General features: G+C 64.5%; 42 protein-coding genes and 1 tRNA gene. 26 read left to right on the top strand and 17 right to left on the bottom strand.

Features of this window, described 5'->3' with window-relative positions; genetic code table 11:
* Positions 1-91: 91 nt before the first annotated feature.
* Genes M2421_RS07895 through M2421_RS07935 form a run of 9 tightly spaced genes read right to left on the bottom strand, consistent with a single transcriptional unit; the run spans position 92 to position 4,725 of the window.
* A complete protein-coding gene (locus tag M2421_RS07895; RefSeq protein ID WP_259205314.1) occupies positions 92-361 on the bottom strand; it encodes a hypothetical protein in 270 nt (89 codons plus the stop codon).
* Entirely contained in the window at positions 358-654 is a 297-nt protein-coding gene (locus M2421_RS07900) for a hypothetical protein (RefSeq protein WP_259205315.1), read from the bottom strand. Before M2421_RS07900 ends, M2421_RS07895 begins: the two co-directional genes overlap by 4 nt.
* The gene (locus tag M2421_RS07905; RefSeq protein WP_259205316.1) at positions 651-914 is read right to left on the bottom strand and encodes a hypothetical protein; all 264 of its coding nucleotides are present in this window, start codon (positions 912-914) and stop codon (positions 651-653) included. The genes M2421_RS07900 and M2421_RS07905 overlap by 4 nt, the downstream gene beginning before the upstream one ends.
* Positions 911-1,387: a recombination protein NinB gene (locus M2421_RS07910; protein WP_259205318.1), complete on the bottom strand. Its 477-nt coding sequence runs from the start codon at positions 1,385-1,387 to the stop codon at positions 911-913. The genes M2421_RS07905 and M2421_RS07910 overlap by 4 nt, the downstream gene beginning before the upstream one ends.
* A complete protein-coding gene (locus tag M2421_RS07915; RefSeq protein WP_259205319.1) occupies positions 1,384-1,599 on the bottom strand; it encodes a hypothetical protein in 216 nt (71 codons plus the stop codon). Before M2421_RS07915 ends, M2421_RS07910 begins: the two co-directional genes overlap by 4 nt.
* Complete coding sequence (locus M2421_RS07920; protein WP_259205321.1) at positions 1,596-1,916, bottom strand: DUF551 domain-containing protein; 321 nt, start codon at positions 1,914-1,916, stop codon at positions 1,596-1,598. The genes M2421_RS07915 and M2421_RS07920 overlap by 4 nt, the downstream gene beginning before the upstream one ends.
* Positions 1,913-3,352, bottom strand: coding sequence for a DnaB-like helicase C-terminal domain-containing protein (locus tag M2421_RS07925; protein ID WP_259205324.1), 1,440 nt, complete (start codon positions 3,350-3,352; stop codon positions 1,913-1,915). Before M2421_RS07925 ends, M2421_RS07920 begins: the two co-directional genes overlap by 4 nt.
* On the bottom strand, positions 3,349-4,200 hold the full coding sequence (locus M2421_RS07930) for a hypothetical protein (RefSeq protein ID WP_259205325.1): 852 nt from the start codon (positions 4,198-4,200) through the stop codon (positions 3,349-3,351). The genes M2421_RS07925 and M2421_RS07930 overlap by 4 nt, the downstream gene beginning before the upstream one ends.
* A gap of 18 nt (positions 4,201-4,218) precedes the next feature.
* Positions 4,219-4,725, bottom strand: a complete 507-nt coding sequence (locus M2421_RS07935) for a hypothetical protein (RefSeq protein ID WP_259205326.1) — start codon at positions 4,723-4,725, stop codon at positions 4,219-4,221.
* 67 nt (positions 4,726-4,792) lie between these two features.
* On the opposite strand from M2421_RS07935, the gene M2421_RS07940 reads away from it, so the two are divergent.
* Entirely contained in the window at positions 4,793-4,966 is a 174-nt protein-coding gene (locus M2421_RS07940) for a hypothetical protein (RefSeq protein WP_259205328.1), read from the top strand.
* A gap of 10 nt (positions 4,967-4,976) precedes the next feature.
* Here M2421_RS07940 and M2421_RS07945 read toward each other — a convergent pair whose 3' ends face one another.
* Positions 4,977-5,192 carry a hypothetical protein gene (locus tag M2421_RS07945; protein WP_259205330.1) on the bottom strand — a complete coding sequence of 72 codons (216 nt, stop codon included), beginning with the start codon at positions 5,190-5,192 and terminating at the stop codon, positions 4,977-4,979.
* Between the two features lie 38 nt (positions 5,193-5,230).
* On the opposite strand from M2421_RS07945, the gene M2421_RS07950 reads away from it, so the two are divergent.
* The 25 genes from M2421_RS07950 to M2421_RS08070 all read left to right on the top strand — a co-directional run bounded on the left by M2421_RS07950 (position 5,231) and on the right by M2421_RS08070 (position 15,830).
* Positions 5,231-5,755 (top strand): helix-turn-helix domain-containing protein, encoded by a 525-nt coding sequence (locus tag M2421_RS07950; RefSeq protein WP_259205331.1) that lies wholly within the window; start codon positions 5,231-5,233, stop codon positions 5,753-5,755.
* 86 nt (positions 5,756-5,841) lie between these two features.
* On the top strand, positions 5,842-6,075 hold the full coding sequence (locus tag M2421_RS07955) for a hypothetical protein (protein WP_259205333.1): 234 nt from the start codon (positions 5,842-5,844) through the stop codon (positions 6,073-6,075).
* A 4-nt stretch (positions 6,076-6,079) separates the two neighbouring features.
* Positions 6,080-6,274: a hypothetical protein gene (locus M2421_RS07960; RefSeq protein ID WP_259205334.1), complete on the top strand. Its 195-nt coding sequence runs from the start codon at positions 6,080-6,082 to the stop codon at positions 6,272-6,274.
* A 103-nt stretch (positions 6,275-6,377) separates the two neighbouring features.
* A complete protein-coding gene (locus M2421_RS07965) occupies positions 6,378-6,521 on the top strand; it encodes a hypothetical protein (protein WP_259205335.1) in 144 nt (47 codons plus the stop codon).
* Between the two features lie 133 nt (positions 6,522-6,654).
* Positions 6,655-7,125: an HNH endonuclease signature motif containing protein gene (locus M2421_RS07970; protein ID WP_259205336.1), complete on the top strand. Its 471-nt coding sequence runs from the start codon at positions 6,655-6,657 to the stop codon at positions 7,123-7,125.
* A 47-nt stretch (positions 7,126-7,172) separates the two neighbouring features.
* Positions 7,173-7,367, top strand: a complete 195-nt coding sequence (locus M2421_RS07975) for a hypothetical protein (RefSeq protein ID WP_259205339.1) — start codon at positions 7,173-7,175, stop codon at positions 7,365-7,367.
* Complete coding sequence (locus M2421_RS07980; RefSeq protein WP_259205340.1) at positions 7,364-7,699, top strand: hypothetical protein; 336 nt, start codon at positions 7,364-7,366, stop codon at positions 7,697-7,699. Before M2421_RS07975 ends, M2421_RS07980 begins: the two co-directional genes overlap by 4 nt.
* Entirely contained in the window at positions 7,696-7,971 is a 276-nt protein-coding gene (locus M2421_RS07985; protein ID WP_259205341.1) for a hypothetical protein, read from the top strand. Before M2421_RS07980 ends, M2421_RS07985 begins: the two co-directional genes overlap by 4 nt.
* 106 nt (positions 7,972-8,077) lie before the next feature.
* On the top strand, positions 8,078-8,281 hold the full coding sequence (locus M2421_RS07990; RefSeq protein ID WP_259205342.1) for a hypothetical protein: 204 nt from the start codon (positions 8,078-8,080) through the stop codon (positions 8,279-8,281).
* On the top strand, positions 8,278-8,505 hold the full coding sequence (locus M2421_RS07995; protein WP_259205343.1) for a hypothetical protein: 228 nt from the start codon (positions 8,278-8,280) through the stop codon (positions 8,503-8,505). Before M2421_RS07990 ends, M2421_RS07995 begins: the two co-directional genes overlap by 4 nt.
* Positions 8,495-8,833 carry a hypothetical protein gene (locus tag M2421_RS08000; RefSeq protein WP_259205347.1) on the top strand — a complete coding sequence of 113 codons (339 nt, stop codon included), beginning with the start codon at positions 8,495-8,497 and terminating at the stop codon, positions 8,831-8,833. The genes M2421_RS07995 and M2421_RS08000 overlap by 11 nt, the downstream gene beginning before the upstream one ends.
* On the top strand, positions 8,833-9,108 hold the full coding sequence (locus M2421_RS08005; protein WP_259205348.1) for a hypothetical protein: 276 nt from the start codon (positions 8,833-8,835) through the stop codon (positions 9,106-9,108). The genes M2421_RS08000 and M2421_RS08005 overlap by 1 nt, the downstream gene beginning before the upstream one ends.
* 204 nt (positions 9,109-9,312) lie before the next feature.
* Complete coding sequence (locus M2421_RS08010; RefSeq protein ID WP_259205350.1) at positions 9,313-10,065, top strand: ERF family protein; 753 nt, start codon at positions 9,313-9,315, stop codon at positions 10,063-10,065.
* 3 nt (positions 10,066-10,068) lie between these two features.
* Positions 10,069-10,680, top strand: coding sequence for a lambda exonuclease family protein (locus M2421_RS08015; RefSeq protein WP_259205354.1), 612 nt, complete (start codon positions 10,069-10,071; stop codon positions 10,678-10,680).
* On the top strand, positions 10,677-11,012 hold the full coding sequence (locus M2421_RS08020) for a hypothetical protein (RefSeq protein WP_259205355.1): 336 nt from the start codon (positions 10,677-10,679) through the stop codon (positions 11,010-11,012). The genes M2421_RS08015 and M2421_RS08020 overlap by 4 nt, the downstream gene beginning before the upstream one ends.
* Positions 11,012-11,242 (top strand): hypothetical protein, encoded by a 231-nt coding sequence (locus M2421_RS08025; RefSeq protein WP_259205356.1) that lies wholly within the window; start codon positions 11,012-11,014, stop codon positions 11,240-11,242. The genes M2421_RS08020 and M2421_RS08025 overlap by 1 nt, the downstream gene beginning before the upstream one ends.
* Positions 11,239-11,508: a hypothetical protein gene (locus M2421_RS08030; protein WP_259205357.1), complete on the top strand. Its 270-nt coding sequence runs from the start codon at positions 11,239-11,241 to the stop codon at positions 11,506-11,508. Before M2421_RS08025 ends, M2421_RS08030 begins: the two co-directional genes overlap by 4 nt.
* Entirely contained in the window at positions 11,505-11,729 is a 225-nt protein-coding gene (locus tag M2421_RS08035) for a hypothetical protein (RefSeq protein WP_259205358.1), read from the top strand. Before M2421_RS08030 ends, M2421_RS08035 begins: the two co-directional genes overlap by 4 nt.
* Positions 11,726-12,097 carry a hypothetical protein gene (locus M2421_RS08040; RefSeq protein WP_259205359.1) on the top strand — a complete coding sequence of 124 codons (372 nt, stop codon included), beginning with the start codon at positions 11,726-11,728 and terminating at the stop codon, positions 12,095-12,097. The genes M2421_RS08035 and M2421_RS08040 overlap by 4 nt, the downstream gene beginning before the upstream one ends.
* The gene (locus tag M2421_RS08045; RefSeq protein ID WP_259205360.1) at positions 12,090-13,172 is read left to right on the top strand and encodes a hypothetical protein; all 1,083 of its coding nucleotides are present in this window, start codon (positions 12,090-12,092) and stop codon (positions 13,170-13,172) included. Before M2421_RS08040 ends, M2421_RS08045 begins: the two co-directional genes overlap by 8 nt.
* 310 nt (positions 13,173-13,482) lie before the next feature.
* Complete coding sequence (locus M2421_RS08050) at positions 13,483-13,635, top strand: hypothetical protein (RefSeq protein WP_259205362.1); 153 nt, start codon at positions 13,483-13,485, stop codon at positions 13,633-13,635.
* On the top strand, positions 13,628-14,338 hold the full coding sequence (locus M2421_RS08055) for an HNH endonuclease signature motif containing protein (RefSeq protein ID WP_259205364.1): 711 nt from the start codon (positions 13,628-13,630) through the stop codon (positions 14,336-14,338). The genes M2421_RS08050 and M2421_RS08055 overlap by 8 nt, the downstream gene beginning before the upstream one ends.
* Complete coding sequence (locus tag M2421_RS08060; RefSeq protein WP_259205368.1) at positions 14,335-14,517, top strand: hypothetical protein; 183 nt, start codon at positions 14,335-14,337, stop codon at positions 14,515-14,517. The genes M2421_RS08055 and M2421_RS08060 overlap by 4 nt, the downstream gene beginning before the upstream one ends.
* 13 nt (positions 14,518-14,530) lie before the next feature.
* Positions 14,531-14,728: a helix-turn-helix domain-containing protein gene (locus M2421_RS08065; protein WP_259205377.1), complete on the top strand. Its 198-nt coding sequence runs from the start codon at positions 14,531-14,533 to the stop codon at positions 14,726-14,728.
* Positions 14,729-14,732: 4 nt separating this feature from the next.
* Positions 14,733-15,830 (top strand): tyrosine-type recombinase/integrase, encoded by a 1,098-nt coding sequence (locus M2421_RS08070; protein ID WP_259205385.1) that lies wholly within the window; start codon positions 14,733-14,735, stop codon positions 15,828-15,830.
* An 81-nt stretch (positions 15,831-15,911) separates the two neighbouring features.
* Here the strand turns inward: M2421_RS08070 and M2421_RS08075 are convergent.
* The 7 genes from M2421_RS08075 to rpmI all read right to left on the bottom strand — a co-directional run bounded on the left by M2421_RS08075 (position 15,912) and on the right by rpmI (position 20,952).
* Positions 15,912-15,988, bottom strand: a tRNA-Pro gene (locus tag M2421_RS08075).
* A 67-nt stretch (positions 15,989-16,055) separates the two neighbouring features.
* Positions 16,056-16,412: a MerR family transcriptional regulator gene (locus M2421_RS08080; RefSeq protein WP_068853353.1), complete on the bottom strand. Its 357-nt coding sequence runs from the start codon at positions 16,410-16,412 to the stop codon at positions 16,056-16,058.
* A complete protein-coding gene (locus M2421_RS08085; protein WP_005410432.1) occupies positions 16,393-16,692 on the bottom strand; it encodes an integration host factor subunit alpha in 300 nt (99 codons plus the stop codon). Before M2421_RS08085 ends, M2421_RS08080 begins: the two co-directional genes overlap by 20 nt.
* Positions 16,693-16,718: 26 nt before the next feature.
* Positions 16,719-19,100, bottom strand: a complete 2,382-nt coding sequence (gene pheT / locus M2421_RS08090; RefSeq protein WP_259205405.1) for a phenylalanine--tRNA ligase subunit beta — start codon at positions 19,098-19,100, stop codon at positions 16,719-16,721.
* Positions 19,101-19,193: 93 nt separating this feature from the next.
* Positions 19,194-20,189: a phenylalanine--tRNA ligase subunit alpha gene (gene pheS, locus M2421_RS08095; RefSeq protein WP_259205411.1), complete on the bottom strand. Its 996-nt coding sequence runs from the start codon at positions 20,187-20,189 to the stop codon at positions 19,194-19,196.
* Between the two features lie 195 nt (positions 20,190-20,384).
* On the bottom strand, positions 20,385-20,744 hold the full coding sequence (gene rplT, locus M2421_RS08100; protein ID WP_017355264.1) for a 50S ribosomal protein L20: 360 nt from the start codon (positions 20,742-20,744) through the stop codon (positions 20,385-20,387).
* Between the two features lie 10 nt (positions 20,745-20,754).
* Positions 20,755-20,952: a 50S ribosomal protein L35 gene (gene rpmI, locus M2421_RS08105; protein WP_017355265.1), complete on the bottom strand. Its 198-nt coding sequence runs from the start codon at positions 20,950-20,952 to the stop codon at positions 20,755-20,757.
* Positions 20,953-21,070 lie beyond the last annotated feature (118 nt).

Below are 21,070 nucleotides of genomic sequence, written 5' to 3' on the forward strand. Positions count from 1 at the left end.
GCCTTGCCAGGCTCGATAACGTTGCGTTGGCGGCCATCCGCCTGGTAAGCCAATCCAGCTGCGACAACGGTTGCGGCTGCCACTGCTGCCATCACGGCACCTCCGGGCGAACAACCTTGAACGCCCATTTCAGCGCAGACCAGATAAGCGATACGGCCGTCCACACCGCAAGGAACGGGGCGGCCACGATCAGCAGCACCAAACCAAGAATCACGCTAACGAAGCTCACCACAATGAGCGGCAGAATCGATCCTGCCCGCGCTGCCTCGCTTCCTGTTACGTCGCCAACCAGGTCGGCCACACCCATCAGTCGGTCGGTGTGACCATCCAGTAGGAACAATGCTACGTCGATGTATTTCATGCCGATGCCTCCGCACTGCGATATGCCTTGATGATCGCCACCAGCCGGGGGCTATACAGCCTCAGTGGATCTCGGCCCCAGAAGACTTCACGGTAGTGGTCGTGGTACTCAACCCGCTTGTAGTCGCCCTCTTCGCCCATCGGCCAACCCAATTTTCTCAGCGCACCGATGATTTCCATGCGCTCGCTGTAGGTGCGGTTGTTGGCCCAAAACCCTCTGCTCACACACACCAGCACGAGCGAGGACAAAATGGCGATGATGGCCGGGACGGCATCGATCTGCTGGAGGTTCATGCTGCATCTCCCTCCGAACGAAGCGCTTGGTTCAGTTCGTTGATACGCGTATTGCCGTCTCCTCCATACGGAAGGCAAGCCCCATCCCAGCCATCACGGAAGTCCGAGATGGCCTTCACTTCATGGGTAACCACGCAATGAGCTTCGTCAGAATCACTGACTATTTCGCGGGTGAATCGGCGTGCGACCTCAGCCGCTTCAATCTCATTATCAGCCAGCACCACCGCTACATGGCTGACCTCAACATTCCACATTTTCATGCTGCTGCCCTCTGCTGTTTGATGGTCGGCGCGAACTGCGCCAGTCGTTCCACGGCGCTGTCCGACCACTGCACCCGGTCCGAGAATTCGGCGTGGATGAAGGTCAGGAAGTCGCCCATCTTTCGCTTGCTGTACTTGCTGGTGCGCGCGCCGAGCATCACCACGCCACCGCGCAGACCGGGAGCCCACTCGGTTTCTTCCTCGAACGCAGAGGTGAGCACGTCTTTCCAGTCGTAGGCCGTGGCCTGGCGGCTGCTGCCATCGCGACGAGTGATGACCAGCGGAACCTGCTTGGCGATGTCCGTCAGCGCCGGCCACATCGCCGCGTTCTGGTCCAGGCTCCGCTTCGGCTCGTCCAGCGTGATCTGCACCGGGCCGCCCTTGATCCAGTCGTTGATGGCGCTCACGACGTTGGAGATCACCTGCGGCCAGTTACGGTTCCCCTGCGGGTCGATCAGGTAGGTGCGCTTCATCCCTGCACCTCGGCGCTACCGTCGAGATACCTCAGTTCCCACGTCGGATGGAACGGCATGGTGTGCTTCACGCCATCCAGCTGGATGTGGACATAGCCACCACTGGCGGATCGGATCGTGCCCAACTCAGGCTTGCCCTCTCCGGTGTACACCACCCGGCCGCCGCGCTTTGCCGGAACCCGATAGTTCTTGCGGACCCATGACATGCTCATCCCTCCACCTCCGGCGGAGCGGGCAGCGGCTGCCAGTGGGTAGGCTTGTCGATGCAGAACAACTCATCGCCGCACTGCTCGGCCCATGACCCGTCGTAATAAAAGGCGATCTTCATGCCATCGGGACCAAGCGTCAGAACCGGCGTAGCTGCATCTGCCGACTCAATCGGCTGCCACTGCGGCGCGAGCGAATCGATGGCGGCCAGCAATGCTTCGGCGTGGTGGCGGTTTATCCATACTGGTTCGCCCTCGCCAGTGCCGACGATGCGCCGCAGATCTTTCACGATGTATGCGTCCTTCAATTCGATCTCGCTCATTCGTCATCTCCTTGGCGGGCGCGCCGGCTGCCAAGACGCGGCGCAAGCTGGCGCGTCGGCCTCTTCGGCTCTGCCGGGGCTTCGTTGAACTCGTAGGCGGGTCCGTCCCAATCGACGGCTCGCTGGTACTGGTACTGGTTGCGCAGGGACACGACGGTGCCCGTCTGGATGTTTCGACCCTTGCCCACGATGACCTCGACCAGGCCGGGTCGGTCGGTCGGGTTGTAGACATCGGGCCGGTGCACGAACAGGATCACGTCGGCCACTTCCTCGATGCCGCCGGAGCCGCGGATATCCTTCACCTGAGGCCGTTCGCCCTTCGCTGCATCTCGGTTGAGCTGCGCCAAGATCAGGACCGGGCAGCGCAGGAACTTGGCGAGTCCCTTCAGGTCACGCATAGCCTGCCCTCGCTCGATCACCTCGCCCTGCTTACCGGGCAGCGCCATCTCGTGCAGGTGATCAATGACCACTAGGCGAAGGGGCTTGCGCGCGTGCGCACGCTTGGCGCGGGCAACGATCTGCGGCGCGCTGAGCTGCGGGTCGTCGTCCATCATGATCGCCGCGCCCATCATGTCGCTGATGGCCACCGTGGCACGGGACCAATAGCCATCCGTGTCGCCCTGCGATTCGCTCAGGTCCTGTCCGATAACCCACTGCAAAGGAATCTCGCCCAGCGCTGCCACATCGCGTGCAGCAACGTCGGTGTCCACCATCTCCATCGAAAACACTGCGACCGGGTCGCCCCGAAGCCCGGTGAATCGAGCCTGCTGGAAGCCCATCACCGACTTACCCATGTTCGAGCGCGCCGCCAGCACGATCACCTGGCCGTCCTGCAGGCCGCCGATGGCCTTGTTCACGTCGGCCCACGGCGTGGGCATGCCGATGGGCTTGCCGTCGCGGTGCCGGGCCAGCAGCTCGTCGGAGAACCGCTTCATCACCTCCCGGTACGGCCGCAGGCCCGTGGTGCGGACTGGAGCGATGGAGCTGAGGCGCGCGGCCATGTGCGCGGCCAGTTCCTCGGCCGAGTGCCCACGCCGGCTGTAGGCCGCCTGCAGCGCCTTCTGGCACGTGTCGATGAACTGGCGCTTGTGCGAGTGCTCAACGATCACCTCGGCGTAGCTGACCACGTTGGCGGCGGTGTAGGCCTCGCAGGCGAGGTTGATCGCCAGCATCGCCAGCGCGTCGGCGCCATCGGCGACGTTTGCGTAGATCCACTCGCCCACCGTCACACCGTCAGCGGGCTTGTTGCTGCCAGCCAGCGCGACGATTGCCGAGTAGATCACCCGGTGCTGGTGGCTGTAGAAGTCCTGCTCCGAGAGCCAGTCCTGCACGTTCGACAGCTCGTCGTTGTGGAGCATCAGGCCAGCCAGAACCGCCGTCTCCGCGTCCAGGTTGTGGGGCGCCGTCTCGACGCCCGAATCGATCAGGGCGTTCATCGGCGCAGCTCCAGGTAGTTCCCCTCAAGGACCTTGGCGAAGTTCTTGGGCCTGACCAGCCACTCCAGGGTGCAGGCGAAGGCGCGGTCATCGCGCCCCGTGCGCTCGCCCATCAGGAACGGCATGTCCCTCACCGACGTGAAGAACTCCCGCCACCAGTCCAGGCTCTGCCGCTCCGGCGCCCCCTTCCAACGGGCTCGCAGCAGCTCCTTGCGGTCCTCCTCCCACACCCGGACCTGCGCCAGCTCCGGGAGCACTTCGTGGTACAGGTCGATGATTTCCATGTGCGGGCAGTTGGGCACTGCCGGCTTCTTCGGGCGGTTGCCGAGCAGGTGCTGCCCTTCTTCGCCCTCGTCGTCGGCGTGGTCGTCAGGTGCGGCATCGCCGCCGCCTGTCGACAAACCCACGCCAGTGGGTTCCCTTCCCTGTTCCTTTCCTTTCCCTTCCTTTCCCTTCCTTTCAGGCGATGAGTCCTCACTGAGCGCTCCGTGAGTGCTCAAACCATCACCCCAAACGATGTGTATCACCTTGATTTTGCTGGCAGTCGGACGGTTCACCCGCTGGTGCTCGTCAAATTTCACCACGCGGCCGTAGCGTTTTCCGTCAGCGCCCGCACCGAGCTCGATGTAGCCAACGTTTGAGAGCTGATTGAGCATTTCCTGCGTACTCAGTGAGTACTCACGGAGCGGCAAGCACTCGGCTTTGACCAAAGCAGGATTGGCGTTGAAGTACCCCTCGTCATCGGCGTGGTTGAGCAGCGCCGCCGCGAGCATGTGCGTGATTTCCGGAAGCGCACTCAGGTCCTCGTGCTTCCAGAATTCAGGCTTGATTGTTCGGATGCGGGCCACTACGCAGCTCCCAGGAGGTCAGGCTGCGGCGTAGCCGAGCGCCGGGCTTCCGCCCTGGCCTGCTCGTGCGCGCATCGGGACAGGTGCGCGACGATCTGCTCGCGCGTCATGGGCGGGCTGGACTCGATAACCCGGATGCACTCGTCCAGCCTTTGCAGGCACTCGGACTTCTTCATTGGCGGACCTCATCAGGTCGGCCAGGCGCTCGACCTCGCAGATGCCCTCTAGGGCGGCCTGCAGGCTGAGGAACTGGCGAAGGAGATTGGAGCCGGTGGCGGCGCACAGCGGGCCGACCAGCTTCTCGGGGATCGGGCGGACGCCGTTCTGCATCCGCGAGATGTACGACCGCGACTTGCCCACGCAGGCAGCCACGTAGTCCAGCTTGTGGTGGCCGGCGCGGATCATCACGGCCAGCGCATGGGCTGCCGATTCGATCTGCCGGACGATCTGTGACGGCGCATCCTTCGCGGCGTGGTGGACGCCGAATGCGAGGGGGAGCGAACTTTGGTTGCCAAGCGTTTCCATGCGTTTCCTATCGTTGCCAACCGCCTTAGGGCGGAATAAAGGCCCAACCCACAACGGATTGAGCCAAGTGAATTCAGAGTTGAAGCGGTCGAGCGGTGTCGTAGAGCTGGTCCCGGTTGCCGGCCGGCTGTTCGTGCTGAGGCGTTACGGCGATCGGGTGAAGATCACGCAGGTGGAGCGGAAGAACCCGCCGGCTCCCGGCAGCGGCACCGTGGTGCCCTTCCCCAGCGGTGGCCGGTGAGGTGCGCATGTCAGGCAGCGGCGGCCTTGCGGCGACGGGACGCCTTCGGAGCCGGCGAGAACAAATCGGGGCGCTTCTGGGCAGCCCGCCAGCACCAGCCGTCGGGGATCGGCTTGTTCTCATCCCGGCCGGTCATGGACTGCCTGGGAAGGCCAAGGAAGCGGGCGAAATCGGCATTGGTTTCGATGCCGAGGGCGGTTTTGGCTTGGGCAAGGGTCGGGTTCATGGCTCCAGTAAATCATCGGTTACTGGGAGAAGTCAACCATGATTTCCACGTTTCCGTCAATCATTCGTTACATGAGCATTGGCGCCCGATTAGAGGAGCTGCGGCGATCCGCGCAGATGACCCAGCAACAGATGGCTGACATCGTCGGGACGACGAAGCAGTACGTTGGCCGGCTGGAAAAAGGACTGAACCAAACTCCCAATGGGGTGTTCCTTACCGGCTGGGCCCGGCATTTTTCGGTCAGCCCACGCTGGCTGTCTACAGGGGAAGGACCGCGCTCTTTGACCGAGCGTCCGTCGTCTCAGGCAGCGCGACCGGACTTCGGCAAGCTGGCTGCGTCGGTTCTAGTGCTCCGGCACTACCTGGACTTCACCGGTGACCCACCGGAGTGGATCAGTGACGAGGTTCTTCTGGAAACGGCGTTTGAGGTGGTCGAAGAGTTCGGCGCGGAGGTCCAGCCGGGCAATGTCTTCGACCTAACGAAGGTACTGGCGAAGCGGATCAGGGGGTCACAGGATGCAGAAGGACAAGTTCGAGGAACTCGCGCAGCGGCTGGCGGCTAGGACCGCCGCACTCCGGGGGGGAGGCGCAGCAGCGCCCTGCCCTGCGAGTCGTTCCCATCGAGCCTACGGAGCCTCAGGGCGTCCGCATGGATGCGATGGTGCGGGACTCCCACTGCAGGATGATCCGGCACTTCCGGAGACGCTGGGGCCTGCCGATGCAGATGGTCATAGACCAAGCCTGCTTTGGTCTGGCGGACATCGAGCAGCTGCCGGACGACGACCTGATCCAGCTACACAAGGACCTCGAGCGCGCCGAGGACTGCATGCGCGACGGCGTGGCCTTTGAGGACGCCGGCCTTCTCCGCTCTCGATACGGGTGACCAAATGACCGTTTTCCAATGGCTAACCATCGTTCTTCTGTTGGGGGTAACCCTCGAAGCTTGGGGTGCCAGGCGCAACGCCAGGAAGGCGATTCAGGCCGCCGAGGACGCCAAGCGGGAGATTCAGGCGCTACGGCAGATGCTTGAGCAGCAGATCCAGTTGAGTGGCTCCCCAAGGGTGCGCCTTGGAACCGACTGAAGCCCGTGGGTTTCGGAGGCTTTGCATCCTCCTGCGCGCAGGCTTCAGGATCAGCAGTGCCCCGGATCTGGAGGCCGTCGTCCTCGTCCGACCTCTGGGGTTTATGAAGCATGAAACCGCGTTCGTCTACGACAACGGCACCGTGGTGCTGGATGCCGTTCCAGGGTCCGAGAAACGCATCCGATCGTACGACCCTGACGACGATCTCTACAGTGCCCTGCTGCTGAACCCAACTGCCAGAATCTGAACGAATAGAAAGGCATTCATAATTTACTGCGGGCCCACAGTAACTTTTTGTTGACTCCATAAGGTAACCGATGGTTTACTTTCTCCATCGCCCCACGACACCCTCATCCGAGGCGGGGCTGGAGAACGATCCGATGTCCAACCTGAGCACATGCAGCAAGTGCAACCAGCCGTTCGAGCGTTCGGCCTGGCAGGTGCGCGGCAACGACTATCGCTGCAAGGCCTGCGAACGCGTCCGCAATCGGGCCCGCCGCCCGTCGCAGCGACCGCTGCGCTCCGAATCGATCAATGACCACACGCCCGTAACCGAGTCTGGGTGCTGGCTGTGGCTGGGCCACATCAACTCTTCCGGTTATGGGCGCATCGCGCTTGGCGCACGCGGCGAATTCCAGCTCGCCCACCGCTTTTATTACGAGCGACATAAGGGCTGGATCCCCACTGGAATGTGCGTCTGCCACAAGTGCGACACCCCTTCTTGCGTCAACCCGGACCACCTTTTCCTCGGAACCCATGCGCAGAACATGCGCGACCGAAGGAACAAGGGCAGATACGCGGGCGTCTCCTCATCTAACAAGTCACGAATTCGCAGGCAAGCCTCGAAATGAGTGCTCGCCGTCGGTCAGTAAATGTCATTTTGCCTCGGGAGATATCCATGGACTTCATCGCCGTCGTGATCGTTTTAACGCTGCTCGCACTGGCAGCGCTGGGTGGCTGGGTTCTGTTTTGCATCCGGGTCAGCGGCCTTGTCTCGTACATGGCCCGGCAGTCGGACCGCGAGGCTCAGTTCTTGGCCTCAGAGATGGACGCCAGCTACGACGCGGCCAAGCACGTGCGGGGTGAGGAATGAGAGCCCTCCTCAACCCGGTGTACCTGGATCACGACGGAGCCGGCCGGCGGGTTGCGCACCCGGCGGTTCTGGATCGGACCGTCGAGGCGGTGTCCGCCCTGACCAGCAACGCCAAGGTGATCGCCGAGTTGGTGCTGAACGACGAGGAATGCGCGGGCGTTGGCCGGGCGCTGGCCGCTGGCGATGCTGAGGCGTTGATGCGTGTGTACCGCGCCGCGATGGACCGCCACGTTCAGGAGCTTCTGGACGATCAGAACCACAAGCGCTGGGAGCGCGGGCTGGGCGAATCGGACCTTGAGGCGGCTTGGGCGCTGCAGGCGGTGTATGCATGAGCCGGCATGTCGATGTGCTGGCGGTGCTTAGGAGCCAGTTGGCGTGGATTGGGCCTTGCCGACCCGATGGTGACGAAATCGACTGCGAGCGCTGGGACCGTATCGAGTCGGCCATCGCCGCAGTCGCCGAACTGATCGAGGCGCTGGAAGGGCTTGATGAGGCGTATTGCCGCGCTGGCCCACAACTGACGCGTGATGAGCGCATGGAGGATCGGAAGCGCCTGATTGCCGCACGCGCCGCCCTCACCCTAGTCAAAGGCGGTGCAGCGTGACCGCCGCCGACCGCGCCGCGCACCGCTACGCCATCGGCCACATGGCCGCCTACTTCCTCGCGTTCTGCTTCGGGGTGGCCTTCTCTCTGATTGTTGGAGCTTTGTGATGAATTGGAATCCCATCAGCACTGCGCCTCTGGGCGTAGTGGTCGTCACCAAGATCGATGACGCCAGTGGTCCCCGCAACGAGCAGCTCCTGATCCAGAAGCAGCGCGGCCCGGAATTCCGCCCGATGTGGTGGTTTCCGGACATGAGCATGTACGTCTACTACACCCCAACGCACTGGCGGCCCAGCAAGGTGGATGCATGACCATCCGCGCCCACCTGGACTCTGCCTTCGCCGAGCAGTTTAAGGGCCGTCGAACCTTGGCAGATCAATTCGGATTTCCGCAGATCGAGCCGCCCATCGCGCCCGGCCTCGCCGTCACCGAGTATCGCATGGACGGGGTGCTGCTGGGCAACGCGGATATCGAGATAAACAACCACGAGGCAATCAACGGCCTCTGCGCAGAGGATTCGAACGATGACCAGTAAGCACACGCCGGGGCCTTGGCACCTCGATGAGACGTTCGTAGACGGCAAGTGGGGAAACCCGAGCCACTGGATTTGCGAGGTTGTCGGCCCGGACAACAGCCGAATCGTTGCGGATATCCCCGAGTACCGGACGTACGAGGAAGACACCGCAGAACTGGAAGCCAACGCCCGCCTGATAGCCGCCGCGCCGGAGCTTTTAGGGGCGCTTGCTGATCTTTTGGATGTTTACAGGCGTGGTGCACAGGGCTTCCCGCTTACCTATGAGCTCTGCAAGGTTATTGAGGAGCAGGCAGCAAATGCCATCGCCAAAGCCACGGGAGAAGCCTGATGAACAAGGACAACGCGAAAGACTACCTGCCCCTGGTGCAGGCGCTGGCTGATGGGAAGGTGATTCAGTGGCGCGACCACTACGGGGTGTGGAGAGACATGGAGGAATTGTCCTACCCATGGCCTGCCGACCACTACCGCATCAAGCCTGAGACGAAAGAGATTTGGGTGAATCAGTACCTCGATGGTCACATGTCTGTCCACCTTACAGAACAGTCAGCTGAAGACTGCCTTATCTCGGGTGGTGTAACTCGCCGCCACGAGGTGATCGAGTAATGCGCCTCCTGACCGCCACCGGCTGCCGCAGCTGGTCCGACTTCGCCGCCTGCGCTACCTGCTACGGCATCACCGCCGCGCTTGCGTGCGCGCTGTGCTGGCCGGCGGCCTGGTCCTGATTTCCCGCTGCCCGCTCCCCACGGGCAGCACCACCCGCGCCGGCCGGGTCCCCAATGCCGGCACCTATTCCACGCAGAGGCACCCATGAACCAGATCACCACCACCACGGCCGATGCGCAGCAGCTCGCGCCGGCCCATGCGGCAGCCGCGCCCGACTCGATGCTGGCAATGATCGAGCGCGTGGCCACCGACCCCAACGCCGATATCGACAAGATGGAGCGCCTGATGCAGATGCACGAGCGCCTGCTGGACCGCGAGTCGGCAGCGGCCTACACCTCTGCCCTGGCCGGCATGCAGCCCAAGCTGCCGTCGATCAAGGAGCGCGGCGCGATCAAGGACCGCTCCGGCAACGTGCAGAGCACCTACGCGCTGTGGGAGGACATCAACGCGGCGATCAAGCCGGTGCTGCAGGAGTTCGGCTTTGCCCTCTCCTTCCGCACGCTGACGGAGGACAACATGGTCCGCGTGACCGGTGTCCTGGCGCACAAGAACGGCCACAGCGAGCAGACCGAGATTCTGCTGCCGGCGGACACCAGCGGCTCCAAGAACAGCGTGCAGTCGGTGGGTTCCAGCGTCAGCTACGGCAAGCGCTACGCCGCCGGGGCGCTGCTGAACCTCACCACCCACGGCGAGGACGACGATGGCCTGCTGGGCGGCACCAAGCTGGACGACAAGGCCGTCAACTGGATCGACGTCGCCAACGAGCTGGAACACCCCGAGCAGTACCAGACGAAGCGGGCCGAGCTGCTCAAGGACTACGGCGGCGCTGCCAACCTGCCGGCCGACGTGCGCAACGCGTTCAACCGGGCCAAGGCCCGCGTGACCCCCAAGGACTGAGCCATGCGCATTCTGGACGTCGAGCAGGGTTCGGTGGAGTGGTATGCAGCGCGCAAGGGCGTCCCGACCGCCAGCGAATTCAGCAGCATCATCACCCCGAAGCGCGGCGAGTACGCCACCGCGGCCGACACCTACATCAACCAGCTGATCGATGAGCTGATGCGGCCCGAGGCCGGCGAGTCGTTCGGCGGCAATCGGCACACCCTGCGCGGCAAGGAATTGGAGCCCGAGGCTCGCGAGTACTACGCCTTTGAGCAGGACGTGGTGCCGCAGCAGGTCGGCTTCATCCTCAACGACGCCGGCACGTTGGGCTGCAGCCCGGACAGCCTGATCGGCAAGCCCGGTGGCCTGGAGATCAAGTGCCCGGACGGTCCCACCCACGTGAAGTGGCTGCGCGCCGGCGGCGTGCCGGACGAGCACAAGCCCCAGGTTCACGGCTCTCTGATCATCACCGGCCGCGAGTGGTGGGACTTCCTTTCCTTTTGCCCGGGGTATGAGCCGCTGCTGGTGCGCGTTACCCCGGACGGCTTCACCGAAAAGCTGCAGGCCCATCTGGACCGGTTCCTGACCGAGTACCAGGCCGCCCGCGCCATCTTCTTCAAGGACGCAGCATGAGCGACAAGAAATTCATCGACGGCCTGCTGGTCAAGCAGCCGCGCGACGGCGCCCCCGAGTACGTGATCGCGCAGATTTCCATGAAGCGCGAAGAGCTGATCGCCTGGCTGCAGCAGCAGGACGGCGAGTGGATCAACGCCGATATCAAGGTGGCGCAGAGCGGGAAGTGGTACGCGCAGGTCGACACTTGGAAGCCCGACCGGCAGCGCGGCGGCGGCCAGCGGACGCAACGCACCGGCCGGGAGACTGGCTATGGGAGCCGCGGCGAGGCGCACACCCCGCTCTCGCGCCCGCCGGTGGATGACTTCGCCGACGACGACCTGAATTTCTGATGGACACGAAGCGCTGCACCGCCTGCAGTCGTCGTCTGCCGCTGGCGGCGTTCCCCAACGCCGGGCGGCGCGGCAAGGAACCCACCTGCGCCATGTGCACCAACGACGCGCGCCGGCTGCGCACGCCGCTGCCGGCGCTCAAGCGGGACCCGGAACTGATCCGCCTGTCCAACCTCACCAACCTGTGGTTCGGGCCTGTGCGCCGCGAGCCGATGAGGAGCATCGCATGAGCAACGCTGACGAATTGGCCTACCCGACGCCACATGTTTGGGCAGAGCGATGGGAAATGCTGGAGAACATCAAGCCGTCCGAGGGCGGCCTGACCAAGCGCGAGCTGATCGCCGCGATGGTGATGCAAGGCATGGGCACTTGGGTGCCAAACGCAGACCACGGGCCGTTCAATTGGGATAGCCCTCAAGCCGTTGGCGAGCTCAAGGCTCGGTGGGCAATCGCTCAGGCGGATGCCCTGCTGGCCGAGCTGGAGCGCACGGCATGACCAGCATCCACGCACTCGTCCTGTACGACAGCCCGACCGCGCGCCAGAAGGCCGCCGAGGCATTGCAGCTGGCAGCCGACGTGGCCGCCTTCGAGCGCAAGGGCGGCAAGATCCAGCGCCTGGGCAATACGCCGATCAACCGCTCGACCATCAGCCGCCGGAAGGGAATCGAAGGCGGCGCCAACGAACGCATCGCTGCGAAGAAGGAGAAGCGGACATGACTACTGATACCAAGGCTGTGGCGCTTTATCCGGAAGTTTGCCCCATGCAGCTCGACAAGGACGGTGGCTACTACTGCCGCCATGTCGAAGCCATGACCGCCGAGGGTCTACATAGGAAATCTGACATCGCGGAGCAGCTTGGATGGCGTGATCGTGAAATCGACAAGCTCCGCACCGCCCTCGCAGCGAGTCGCGCCGAGGTTGAGGGGTTGCGTGCGGCCTGTTCTGGCAGTGCCTACACACTTTTTCTTGATGCTTACTACAAGGCGTGCGAAACCTCGAAGCCCTCTGATTGGCACGACGCCGCAATGCTCGCAAAGCAGTGGGAACAGCAAATCGACGCAGCAATGGAGAAGGGAAATGTCTGACACCAAGATCAGTGAGGCGGTGCCGGCGGCGTGGCTGGTGGAGTCGGCGCAGGCAGGGGTGGTTTCCTGCGAGACCAACGAAGCATCCGCCAATCGAGTTATCGCCGAGGTGCATCGCGAATACGGTGACGCCTACGGCGCGGTCACGAAACGGCCGTTGTTCACCCACCCGCAGCCCGCAGAGCTGGCCGAGCAGCAGGGGGTGGATTGCGATGTTGACGATGCTCGCAAGCTGTTTGAGGAGTGGGCGAAGGGCCGCGATCTGACTCCCGACACTTGGGGCACCAGTTCTTATGTGAGCCCCCACGTGGACAACGACTGGGATGTCTGGTTCGCCGCGTGGAAAGCCCTTGCCGCAACTGGCAAGCAGCAGGTTGGCGTCCTTCCGGATGACGTTGTCGAGCGCTGCCGAGCGCTGCCGACCGACGAGCTGCTGAACTGCGCGCTCGAAGTGTATGCGCGGTCGTGCAGGTACGGGACGAAGGGCCAGCACGACGCGGCGATGGCATACAAGGATGAAATCATCCGTCGCATCGATGGCTGTGCTGCGCAGGTTGGCGAGGTGCAGGGGGATGCGCTGGCGCAGTGGCTGGAGGTTCGTGGGCTGGCCGCAGGCATCGTCAAGAATCTCGAAGCCTTCGCCGTATCGCCGCACAAGGCGGCATGGTGCGGGGCGCTGGACGATTCGCTGTCGTTCGCTGACCAGATCGAAAAGGATGCGGCCGCCGCCATCGCCGCCCGCCAGCCGGTGGCGCAGGTCCGTGACCGTGTTCCGCAGGAAGTCGTTTCGGCAATCTCAGCAGTGGCTGTCATTGCGCACAAGGAATCGCGGCACCCCGTCCAGAAGCACATCGACACGATCAATGCGTGGCTCTACGCCGCCCGGCCCGCGCAGGGCATCGACCTGGGGTCAATTCCTGACGGCTGGAGCCTGCGTACGCTCGAAACCTGCTATCAGCTCAGCGATGGCAATCAGGTCGTCGCCAATCTAGTCGGTCCGGACGCGGAGCGAAACGCACAGATCCTTGCCACCCTGATCGATCAACGCGATGCAGCGCCGGGGGTGGGCCAATGAGCGTTGAGTTCTTCGTGTGCTGCGCTGCATGTGGCGAAGCTCGCGCCGTTTCGGCTGATGAACCGCCGAGATTTGGGTGCCATCTTGCACAGGCAGCACAGGCAGCGGGCTTCAAAGCGCTATTCGTCGGGGGTTTCTCAAAGGTGGTCATATTCTGCTCTGATCGTTGTATTGACCACAACAGAACAAAGAGCGGGGGAATCCGCGCACGCCTCAAGATCCCCCCGCCCACCACCCTCTCCACCGTCAAGCCGCCGCGCAACATGCGCGTAAAGGTCCCGGCTGTTGCTGAGATTCAAGGAGCCCAACAATGACTGACGCCCTGACCATCTGGCTGGCGAAGTACCTGGTGCTGGCCCTGATGCTGGTCATCGGCTTCCTGACCGTGTGGCTGGTCGTCGCCCTCTGCCGCGCGGTGCGCTGGTGCTGGCGGCGGGCGGCAAGGCTGGTGGCGCATGGCTGAGCTGCAGAACCACCTCGAGGGCCGGAGGCAGAGGCCGCTTTCCGAAGTGGCCGACATCTTCGATGAAAAATATCAGGCTGTTACGGAGTCGGGTTGCTGGCTGTGGATGGCTGCAGTCAGTAGCTCTGGCTATGGCGCCATCAAGCTTGGCAGAGGCATGCAGCCTGCACACCGAGTCTCATGGATGATTCATCGCGGCTCGATTCCGCCTGGCTTACTTGTCTGCCACCGATGCGACACGCGCTCATGCGTGAACCCTGATCACCTGTTCCTGGGTTCGCCCCAGGACAACATGGACGACATGAGGAAGAAGGGCCGCCAGGACTATCCAGCAGGACAGAGGCACTCCCATGCAGTTCTTACGGATCGCGATGTCTACGCCATACGCGCCAGCGGCCTTACTTCCGTAGAAGTTTCACGCCGCTTTGGTATTGCGGAATGCACAGCAAATCAAATTCTGCATAGGAAGGCATGGACCCACCTCCCGCCGCGGCTCGATGAAGTTTCACCGCTGCCACGCCGCTACGCTCAGGGAAGGGCATTACCTCAGGCAAAACTCACCGAACAGAACGTCATAGCAATCCGAGCTGACCAACGTTCTTCCTCAGTCGTCGGAAAATCCTATGGGGTTTCTGGATCACTCGTCCTGCAAATCCGTAAACGCCTGGTGTGGCGACATCTTCCAGACCCGGAGGGAGCGTGAATAGACTCCTCTTCCCGAAGCAACCAAGAAGGCTCATCCAACCGACCAAGGATGTGCTCAGGAAAAACCTGATCGCGGCGGCCGATCGGATCATCGAGCTGGCCGCCGAGAACCAGCGCCTGCGGGACGCCGCGCACCAGGTCACGGAGCAGCTGCGCGCTGCCCTGGCCGCGAACTGACCGGAGGCCGCCAATGAACCTTCTCACCACCGACCAGTGGCTGCTGCGCTATTTCGACGCCTCCAGCCGGCCCAGCATCGCCACCCTGCAGCGCTGGCTGCGCGATGGCAAGATCCCCGGCAAGAAGGTGGGCGGCACCTGGTTCATCGATGAACACGCATGGCTCTCGGACGGGGATGACCTGGTCGAGCGCGTACTGAAAGCAGGATAGGAACATGTCACCACGGAAGCGCAGCGCCGGCCGTCAGGGCTGGCCGGACAACCTCTACCCGAACAAGGGCGGGTTCAAATACCGCCACCCGACCACCCGGCGCGAGACGTTCATGGGCCGGGACCAGGCCAAGGCGTTCGCCGCGGCCAAGAAGCTCAACGCCATGCTGCTGCCGGGCAACGACCTGGTGGACAAGGTGATCGGCTCGCGCGAGACGGTGGCCGACGCGATCGCGGTGTTCCGCCGCGACGACGTGCCCGGGCGCAACTGGGCCCCGAAGACGGCCGAGGTCTACGAAAGCGTCATCCGCCGCACCGAGGCCAGCATCGGCAGCCGGTCGGTCGAGGACGTGACGGTGAAGGACTGCGCCGAGTTCATCCGCGGGGTGACCCAGTCCGACCGCGCGCGTCAGCAGTTCCGGCTGGTGTTGGGCTGGATCATGGCGTGCGCCGTGCAGGAGGGCTGGATCGACACCAACCCGGTGCTGGCCACCCGCCGGTTCCAGCACGAGCGAAAGCGCGCGCGACTGACCCGGGAGGTCTATGCGGCGATCTGGGAGAAGGCCGAGCCGTGGCTGCGCCTGGCGATGGACCTGTCGCTGGTCACCCTGCTGCGCCGCGAGGACGTGGTGTCGTTGAAGTTCGCCGACGTGCGCGACGGCTACCTGTGGGTGGTGCCGCAGAAGACCGAGGGCAGCACGCTGGTGAAGTTGAAGATCCGGGTCGGCGAACAGCTGGCCGGCCTGCTGGCTCAGGCGCGCGACACGGTGCTGTCGCCGTTCGTGGTGCATCGCCTGCCTGACCGCGCACGGCCCTCGGACAAGCGCGCATCGGCGCGGCAGCACCACACGCAGGTGATGCCGGAGCAGCTCACCCGCGCATTCCAGGACGCGCGCGAAGCGGCCGGCATCAGCGGCGACAACCCGCCGAGCTTCCACGAGATCCGCAGCCTGGGCGGCGCGCTATTGAGCGAATCGGGCTGGGCGATCGAGCAGGTCCAGGGCCTGATGGGCCACTCGTCCACGTCGATGACCGAGCACTATCTGGAAGGCCACGACACGCCCTGGCAGGAAGTGCAGACCGGCAGCGTGCTGGTTCGATAGGGGGAGAATAGGGGGACAATAGGGTGACGCAAAAAAAAGGCCCGCGCATTGCTGCGTAGGCCTTTGTTTTCATTACCAGTTTGGTCGGGACGGCCGGATTTGAACCGACGACCCTCTGCCCCCCAGGCAGATGCGCTACCAGGCTGCGCTACGCCCCGATGATGCTGGCAATGTCCCCGCCTCTCAGCGGGCCGACGAGTATAACGGTTTTATCCGCGTATTTGTTCAGCGACGCAGCAATTGAAGCACTTCTTCCAGCTCCATCCGCGTCTGCTTGATGATCTGGTTGCTCAGCGCCGATTCGTCGCGGGCGCCGGCACCTTCCAGGCGCAGGCGCGCGCCGCCGATGGTGTAGCCCTGCTCGTAGAGCAGGCCGCGGATCTGGCGCACCATCAGCACGTCGTGGCGCTGGTAGTAACGTCGGTTGCCGCGGCGCTTGGCCGGTTCGAGGCTGGGAAATTCGGTCTCCCAGTAGCGCAGCACGTGCGGCTTGACGTCGCACAGCTCGCTGACTTCACCAATGGTGAAGTAGCGCTTGGCCGGTATCGGCGGAAGTTCGCGGTTACTGCCCGGATCCAGCATATGCCTCTACCCTTTCCTTGAGCTTCTGGCCCGGACGGAAGGTGACCACCGTGCGGGCGGAAATCGGAATTTCCTCACCGGTCTTCGGGTTGCGGCCCGGGCGCTGGTTCTTGCGCCGCAGGTCGAAGTTGCCGAAGCCGGACAGCTTCACCTGACGTCCCTGTTCCAATGCCTCTCGCAACACATCGAAGAACGCGTCGACAAATTCCTTGGCCTCGCGCTTGTTCAGACCCACTTCGTCGAACAGCTTTTCGGCCATCTCAGCCTTGGTCAATGCCATTGCCTGCTATCCCCCATGCTGCCCGCTCAACCGCGGATCCGGGCGTGGTGTTCACGCTCCATGGCAGAGACCGCCTCGGCCACTACCGAATCCACGTCGCGGTCCGTCAGAGTGCGCGACTTGTCCTGCAAAATCAAGCCCATAGCGAGACTCTTGAAGCCCGGCTCGACCCCCTGGCCGACGTAGCGGTCGAACAGGGTGACCTGGCGCAGCAACGGGCCGACGGCGCGGCGCAGGGTGGCCTCCAGGTCGGCCCAGGCGACGGCCTCGGGCACCAGGAAGGCCAGGTCGCGGCGCACCGAGGGGAAGCGCGACAGCTCGCTGGCACGCGGCAGCTGGCGCGCGGCCAGCAGGGCCAGGTCCAGCTCGAAGGCGAACACGTCCACGTCGATGTCCATGGCCTTGGCCAGGCGCGGGTGCACCTGGCCGATCCAGCCCAGCACCACGCCATCGCGGAGCACATCGGCCGAACGCGCCGGGTGGCCATACGGGCGCTGCGAGGGCTGGAAGGTCAGCACCGCGCCGGAGGCGGCGGCCAGCGATTCCAGGTCGCCCTTGAGGTCATGGAAGTCGACCTTGCGGGTGGCCAGGCCCCATTGCTGCGGATCCGCATCGCCGCACACGGCGGCGGCCACGCGCTGGGTTTCCAGCGGCGCCGGCTGGCCGTCGCCGGCCTGCGGGTGGAAGCTGCGGCCCAGTTCGAACAGGCGCACCCGGCCCAGCTGGCGCGCCGCGTTGCGGCCCAGCGTGGCCACCAGCCCCGGCAGCAGCGACGGGCGCATCACCGCCAGTTCGGCCGACAGCGGGTTGGCCAGCGCCACCACGTCGCCCTGCAACTGCCAGTGGCCCAGCAGGCCGGCGTCGACGAAGGCGTAGTTGATGGTCTCCTGCAGGTCCCGCGCGACCAGCTGGCGGCGGACGCTGAGGTCGTCCAGGCGGGTCTCGCTGGGCATGGCGATGCGCGATGCGCCGCCCGGCAGCGTGGTCGGGATCTGCTCGTAGCCGTGGATGCGGGCCAGTTCCTCGATCAGGTCTTCTTCGATCGCGATGTCGAACCGGCGGCTCGGCGCGGTCACCTGCCAGCCGTCGGTGGCCGCCGCCACGTCCATGCCCAGCGCGCGCAGGATGCGCTCGACCTCGGCATCGGCGATCTGGATGCCGAGCACGCGGGCGATGCGTGCACGGCGCAGGGCGATCGTGGCGGTCGCCGGCAGGTCGGCCGCACGCAGCGCTTCGGTGACCGGGCCCGGGGTGCCGCCGGCCAGGTCCAGGACCAGGCGGGTGGCGTACTCGATGGCGGTACGCGGCAGCGCCGGGTCGACGCCGCGCTCGAAGCGGTGGCCGGCATCGGTATGCAGGCCCAGCTTGCGGCCACGGCCCATGATCGCGGCGGGCGCGAAGTGCGCCGCCTCCAGGAACACGGCGGTGGTGTCATCGGTGACGCGGGTGTCGAAGCCACCCATCAGGCCAGCCAGCGCGATCGGGCGATCGGCGTCGGTGATGACCAGGAAGCTGTCGTCCAGCGCTGCATCGCGGCCGTCCAGCAGTTTCAGCGCTTCACCGGCACGCGAACGGCGCACGCCGATGCTGCCCTGCAGGGTGCCCAGGTCGAAGGCGTGCATCGGCTGGCCCAGCTCCAGCATCACGTACTGGGTGATATCCACCAGCAGCGACACCGGGCGCACGCCACTGCGACGCAGGCGCTCGGCCATCCACAGCGGAGTGGCCGCGCGCGCGTTGATGCCCTCGATGACGCGACCGACGTAACGCGGCGCCTCGGCGCCTGCGGCCAGTGCAACGGTCAGTTCGCGCGTTCCTACCGCCGGGACCGGCGCGGCGTTGAACGGCACCACTTCACTGGCGCACGCGGCGGCCACGTCGAAGGCGATGCCGCGGATGCTGAAGCAATCGGCACGGTTGGGGGTCAGCTTGATCTCGATGCTGGCGTCGGGCAGGCCGAGGTACTCGACCAGCGACTGGCCGACCGGCGCATCGGCCGGCAGCTCGAACAGGCCCGAGGCATCGCTGTCCAGGCCCAGTTCCTTGGCCGAGCACAGCATGCCGTTGGACTCCACGCCGCGCAGCTTGGCCGGCTTGATCGCCAGCGTGCCGATCTGCGCGCCCACCATGGCCAGCGGCGCAAGCAGGCCCGGGCGTGCGTTCGGCGCGCCGCAGACGATCTGCAGGTGCTCGCCCTGCCCCGCGTCGACCTGGCAGATCTGCAGGCGGTCGGCTTCGGGATGACGCTCGGCCGAGACGATGCGCGCGACCACGACGTGGTCCAGGCCCGCGCCGAGCGCGGTGACCTCTTCCACTTCCAGGCCGATGGCGGTCAGCACCGCGCTGAGTTCTTCGCGCGAGGCCGATGCGGGAACGTGGCTGCGCAGCCAGTTTTCAGAGAATTTCATGGTGTCACCCTGGTGGGCCCGGCGCATGCGCCTGGGCCGTGATGGTCTTGGATCCGATCCAGCCGGGCATGGCCCGGCCCTACGCCGACGTGCTTACGCGAACTGCTTCAGGAACCGCACGTCGTTCTCGAAGAACGCGCGCAGGTCATTGACCCCGTAACGCAGCATCGCGAAGCGCTCCACGCCCAGGCCGAAGGCGAAGCCGGTGTAGCGCTCCGGATCGATGCCCACGTTGCGCAGCACGTTGGGGTGGACCATGCCGCAGCCGAGCACTTCCAGCCAGCGGGTGCTGCCGTCGGGCTGCTGCCAGGCGATGTCCACTTCCGCGCCGGGCTCGACGAAGGGGAAGTAGCTGGGACGGAAGCGCATCTCGAAATCGCGCTCGAAGAACGCGCGCACGAACTCGGACAGCGTGCCCTTGAGGTCGGCGAAGGTCGAATGCTCATCCACCAGCAGGCCTTCGACCTGGTGGAACATCGGCGAATGGGTCTGGTCGCTGTCGCTGCGGTAGACCTTGCCGGCGGCGATCATGCGCAGCGGCGGGGCGTGCTCGCCCATGTAGCGCACCTGCACCCCGGAGGTATGCGTGCGCAGCAGGCGGCCATCGCCGAAATAGAAGGTGTCGTGCATCGCGCGCGCCGGGTGGTGCGGCGGGAAATTCAGGGCTTCGAAGTTGTGCCAGTCATCTTCGATTTCCGGGCCTTCGGAGAGCTCGTAACCGAGCCGCCCGAAGATCTCGGTGATGCGCTCCAGGGTACGGGTGACCGGGTGCAGGCCAGCGCGATCGGCGCGACGCCCCGGCAGGGTGATGTCGATCGCTTCGGCGGCCAGGCGTGCGTCCAGGGCAGCGTCGTCCAGCACGGCCTTGCGGTCGGCCAGCGCGGTGGTCAGCGCGTCGCGGGAGCGGTTGATGGCTTCGCCGGCGGCCTTGCGCTCATCGGCCGGCAATGCGCCGAGCTGCTTGAGCTGGGCGGTGATGCTGCCGTTCTTGCCCAACAGGGCCACGCGCAGGGCTTCCAGCGCGTCGGGGCTGCTGGCGGCGGCCACGTCGGCCAGTGCCTGGGTGGTCAGGGATTGGATGTCACTCATGGATAGCCGGAGCCTCGCGTCGGTATGCCATCGCGATGCGCGTCGGGCCGACCCCCGTCGCCACCGCTGTCGATCGATGGCACCGGGAGGGCCACCGCCAACACAAAAAAGAATGGGGAAGGACTTGCGCCCTTCCCCATGCATTTGCCTTACCCACAGCCGTTGCGCGTGAACGGCAACGGCAGGGGAATGGACTTATGCCGCCAGTGCGCCCTTGGCCTTCTCGGCCAGTGCAGCAAAACCAGCTGCGTCGTGCACGGCGATGTCAGCCAGAACCTTACGGTCCAGGGTGATGCCGGACTTGAGCAGGCCGTTCATGAAACGGCTGTAGCTCAGGCCGTTGATGCGGGCAGCCGCGTTGATGCGGGTGATCCACAGCGAACGGAAATTGCGCTTCTTCTGCTTACGACCGATGTAGGCGTACTGCTGCGCCTTGATCACGGCCTGCTTGGCAACGCGGAAGACCTTGCGGCGAGCGTTGTAATAACCCTTAGCCAGGGTCAGGATTTTCTTGTGGCGGCGACGCGCCTGTACGCCACGCTTTACTCGTGCCATGGGTCAGTCCTCAGAGGTAGGGAAGCATACGGTTCAAACGGCCTGCGTCTTCTGCACGAACATGGTTCGTCTGACGCAGATTGCGCTTCCGCTTGGTCGACTTCTTCGTGAGGATGTGGCTACGGTTGGCATGGCCAGCCTTGAACTTGCCGGAGGCGGTCTTGCGGAAACGCTTGGCCGCCGCCCGGTTGGTCTTGATCTTGGGCATTGCAATGTCCTTGATGATGTTTTGTCACTGACCAGGGCGGTGGCATTGCCACACTTTCCGTCCGTGCCCTTGCCTGCTTGTAAGCCCGGGATCCCCGATGGGAACCAGGCCGGTCCTG

Source organism: Stenotrophomonas sp. BIGb0135, from assembly GCF_024810105.1.
GTDB classification, from domain to species: Bacteria; Pseudomonadota; Gammaproteobacteria; order Xanthomonadales; family Xanthomonadaceae; genus Stenotrophomonas; species Stenotrophomonas maltophilia_AB.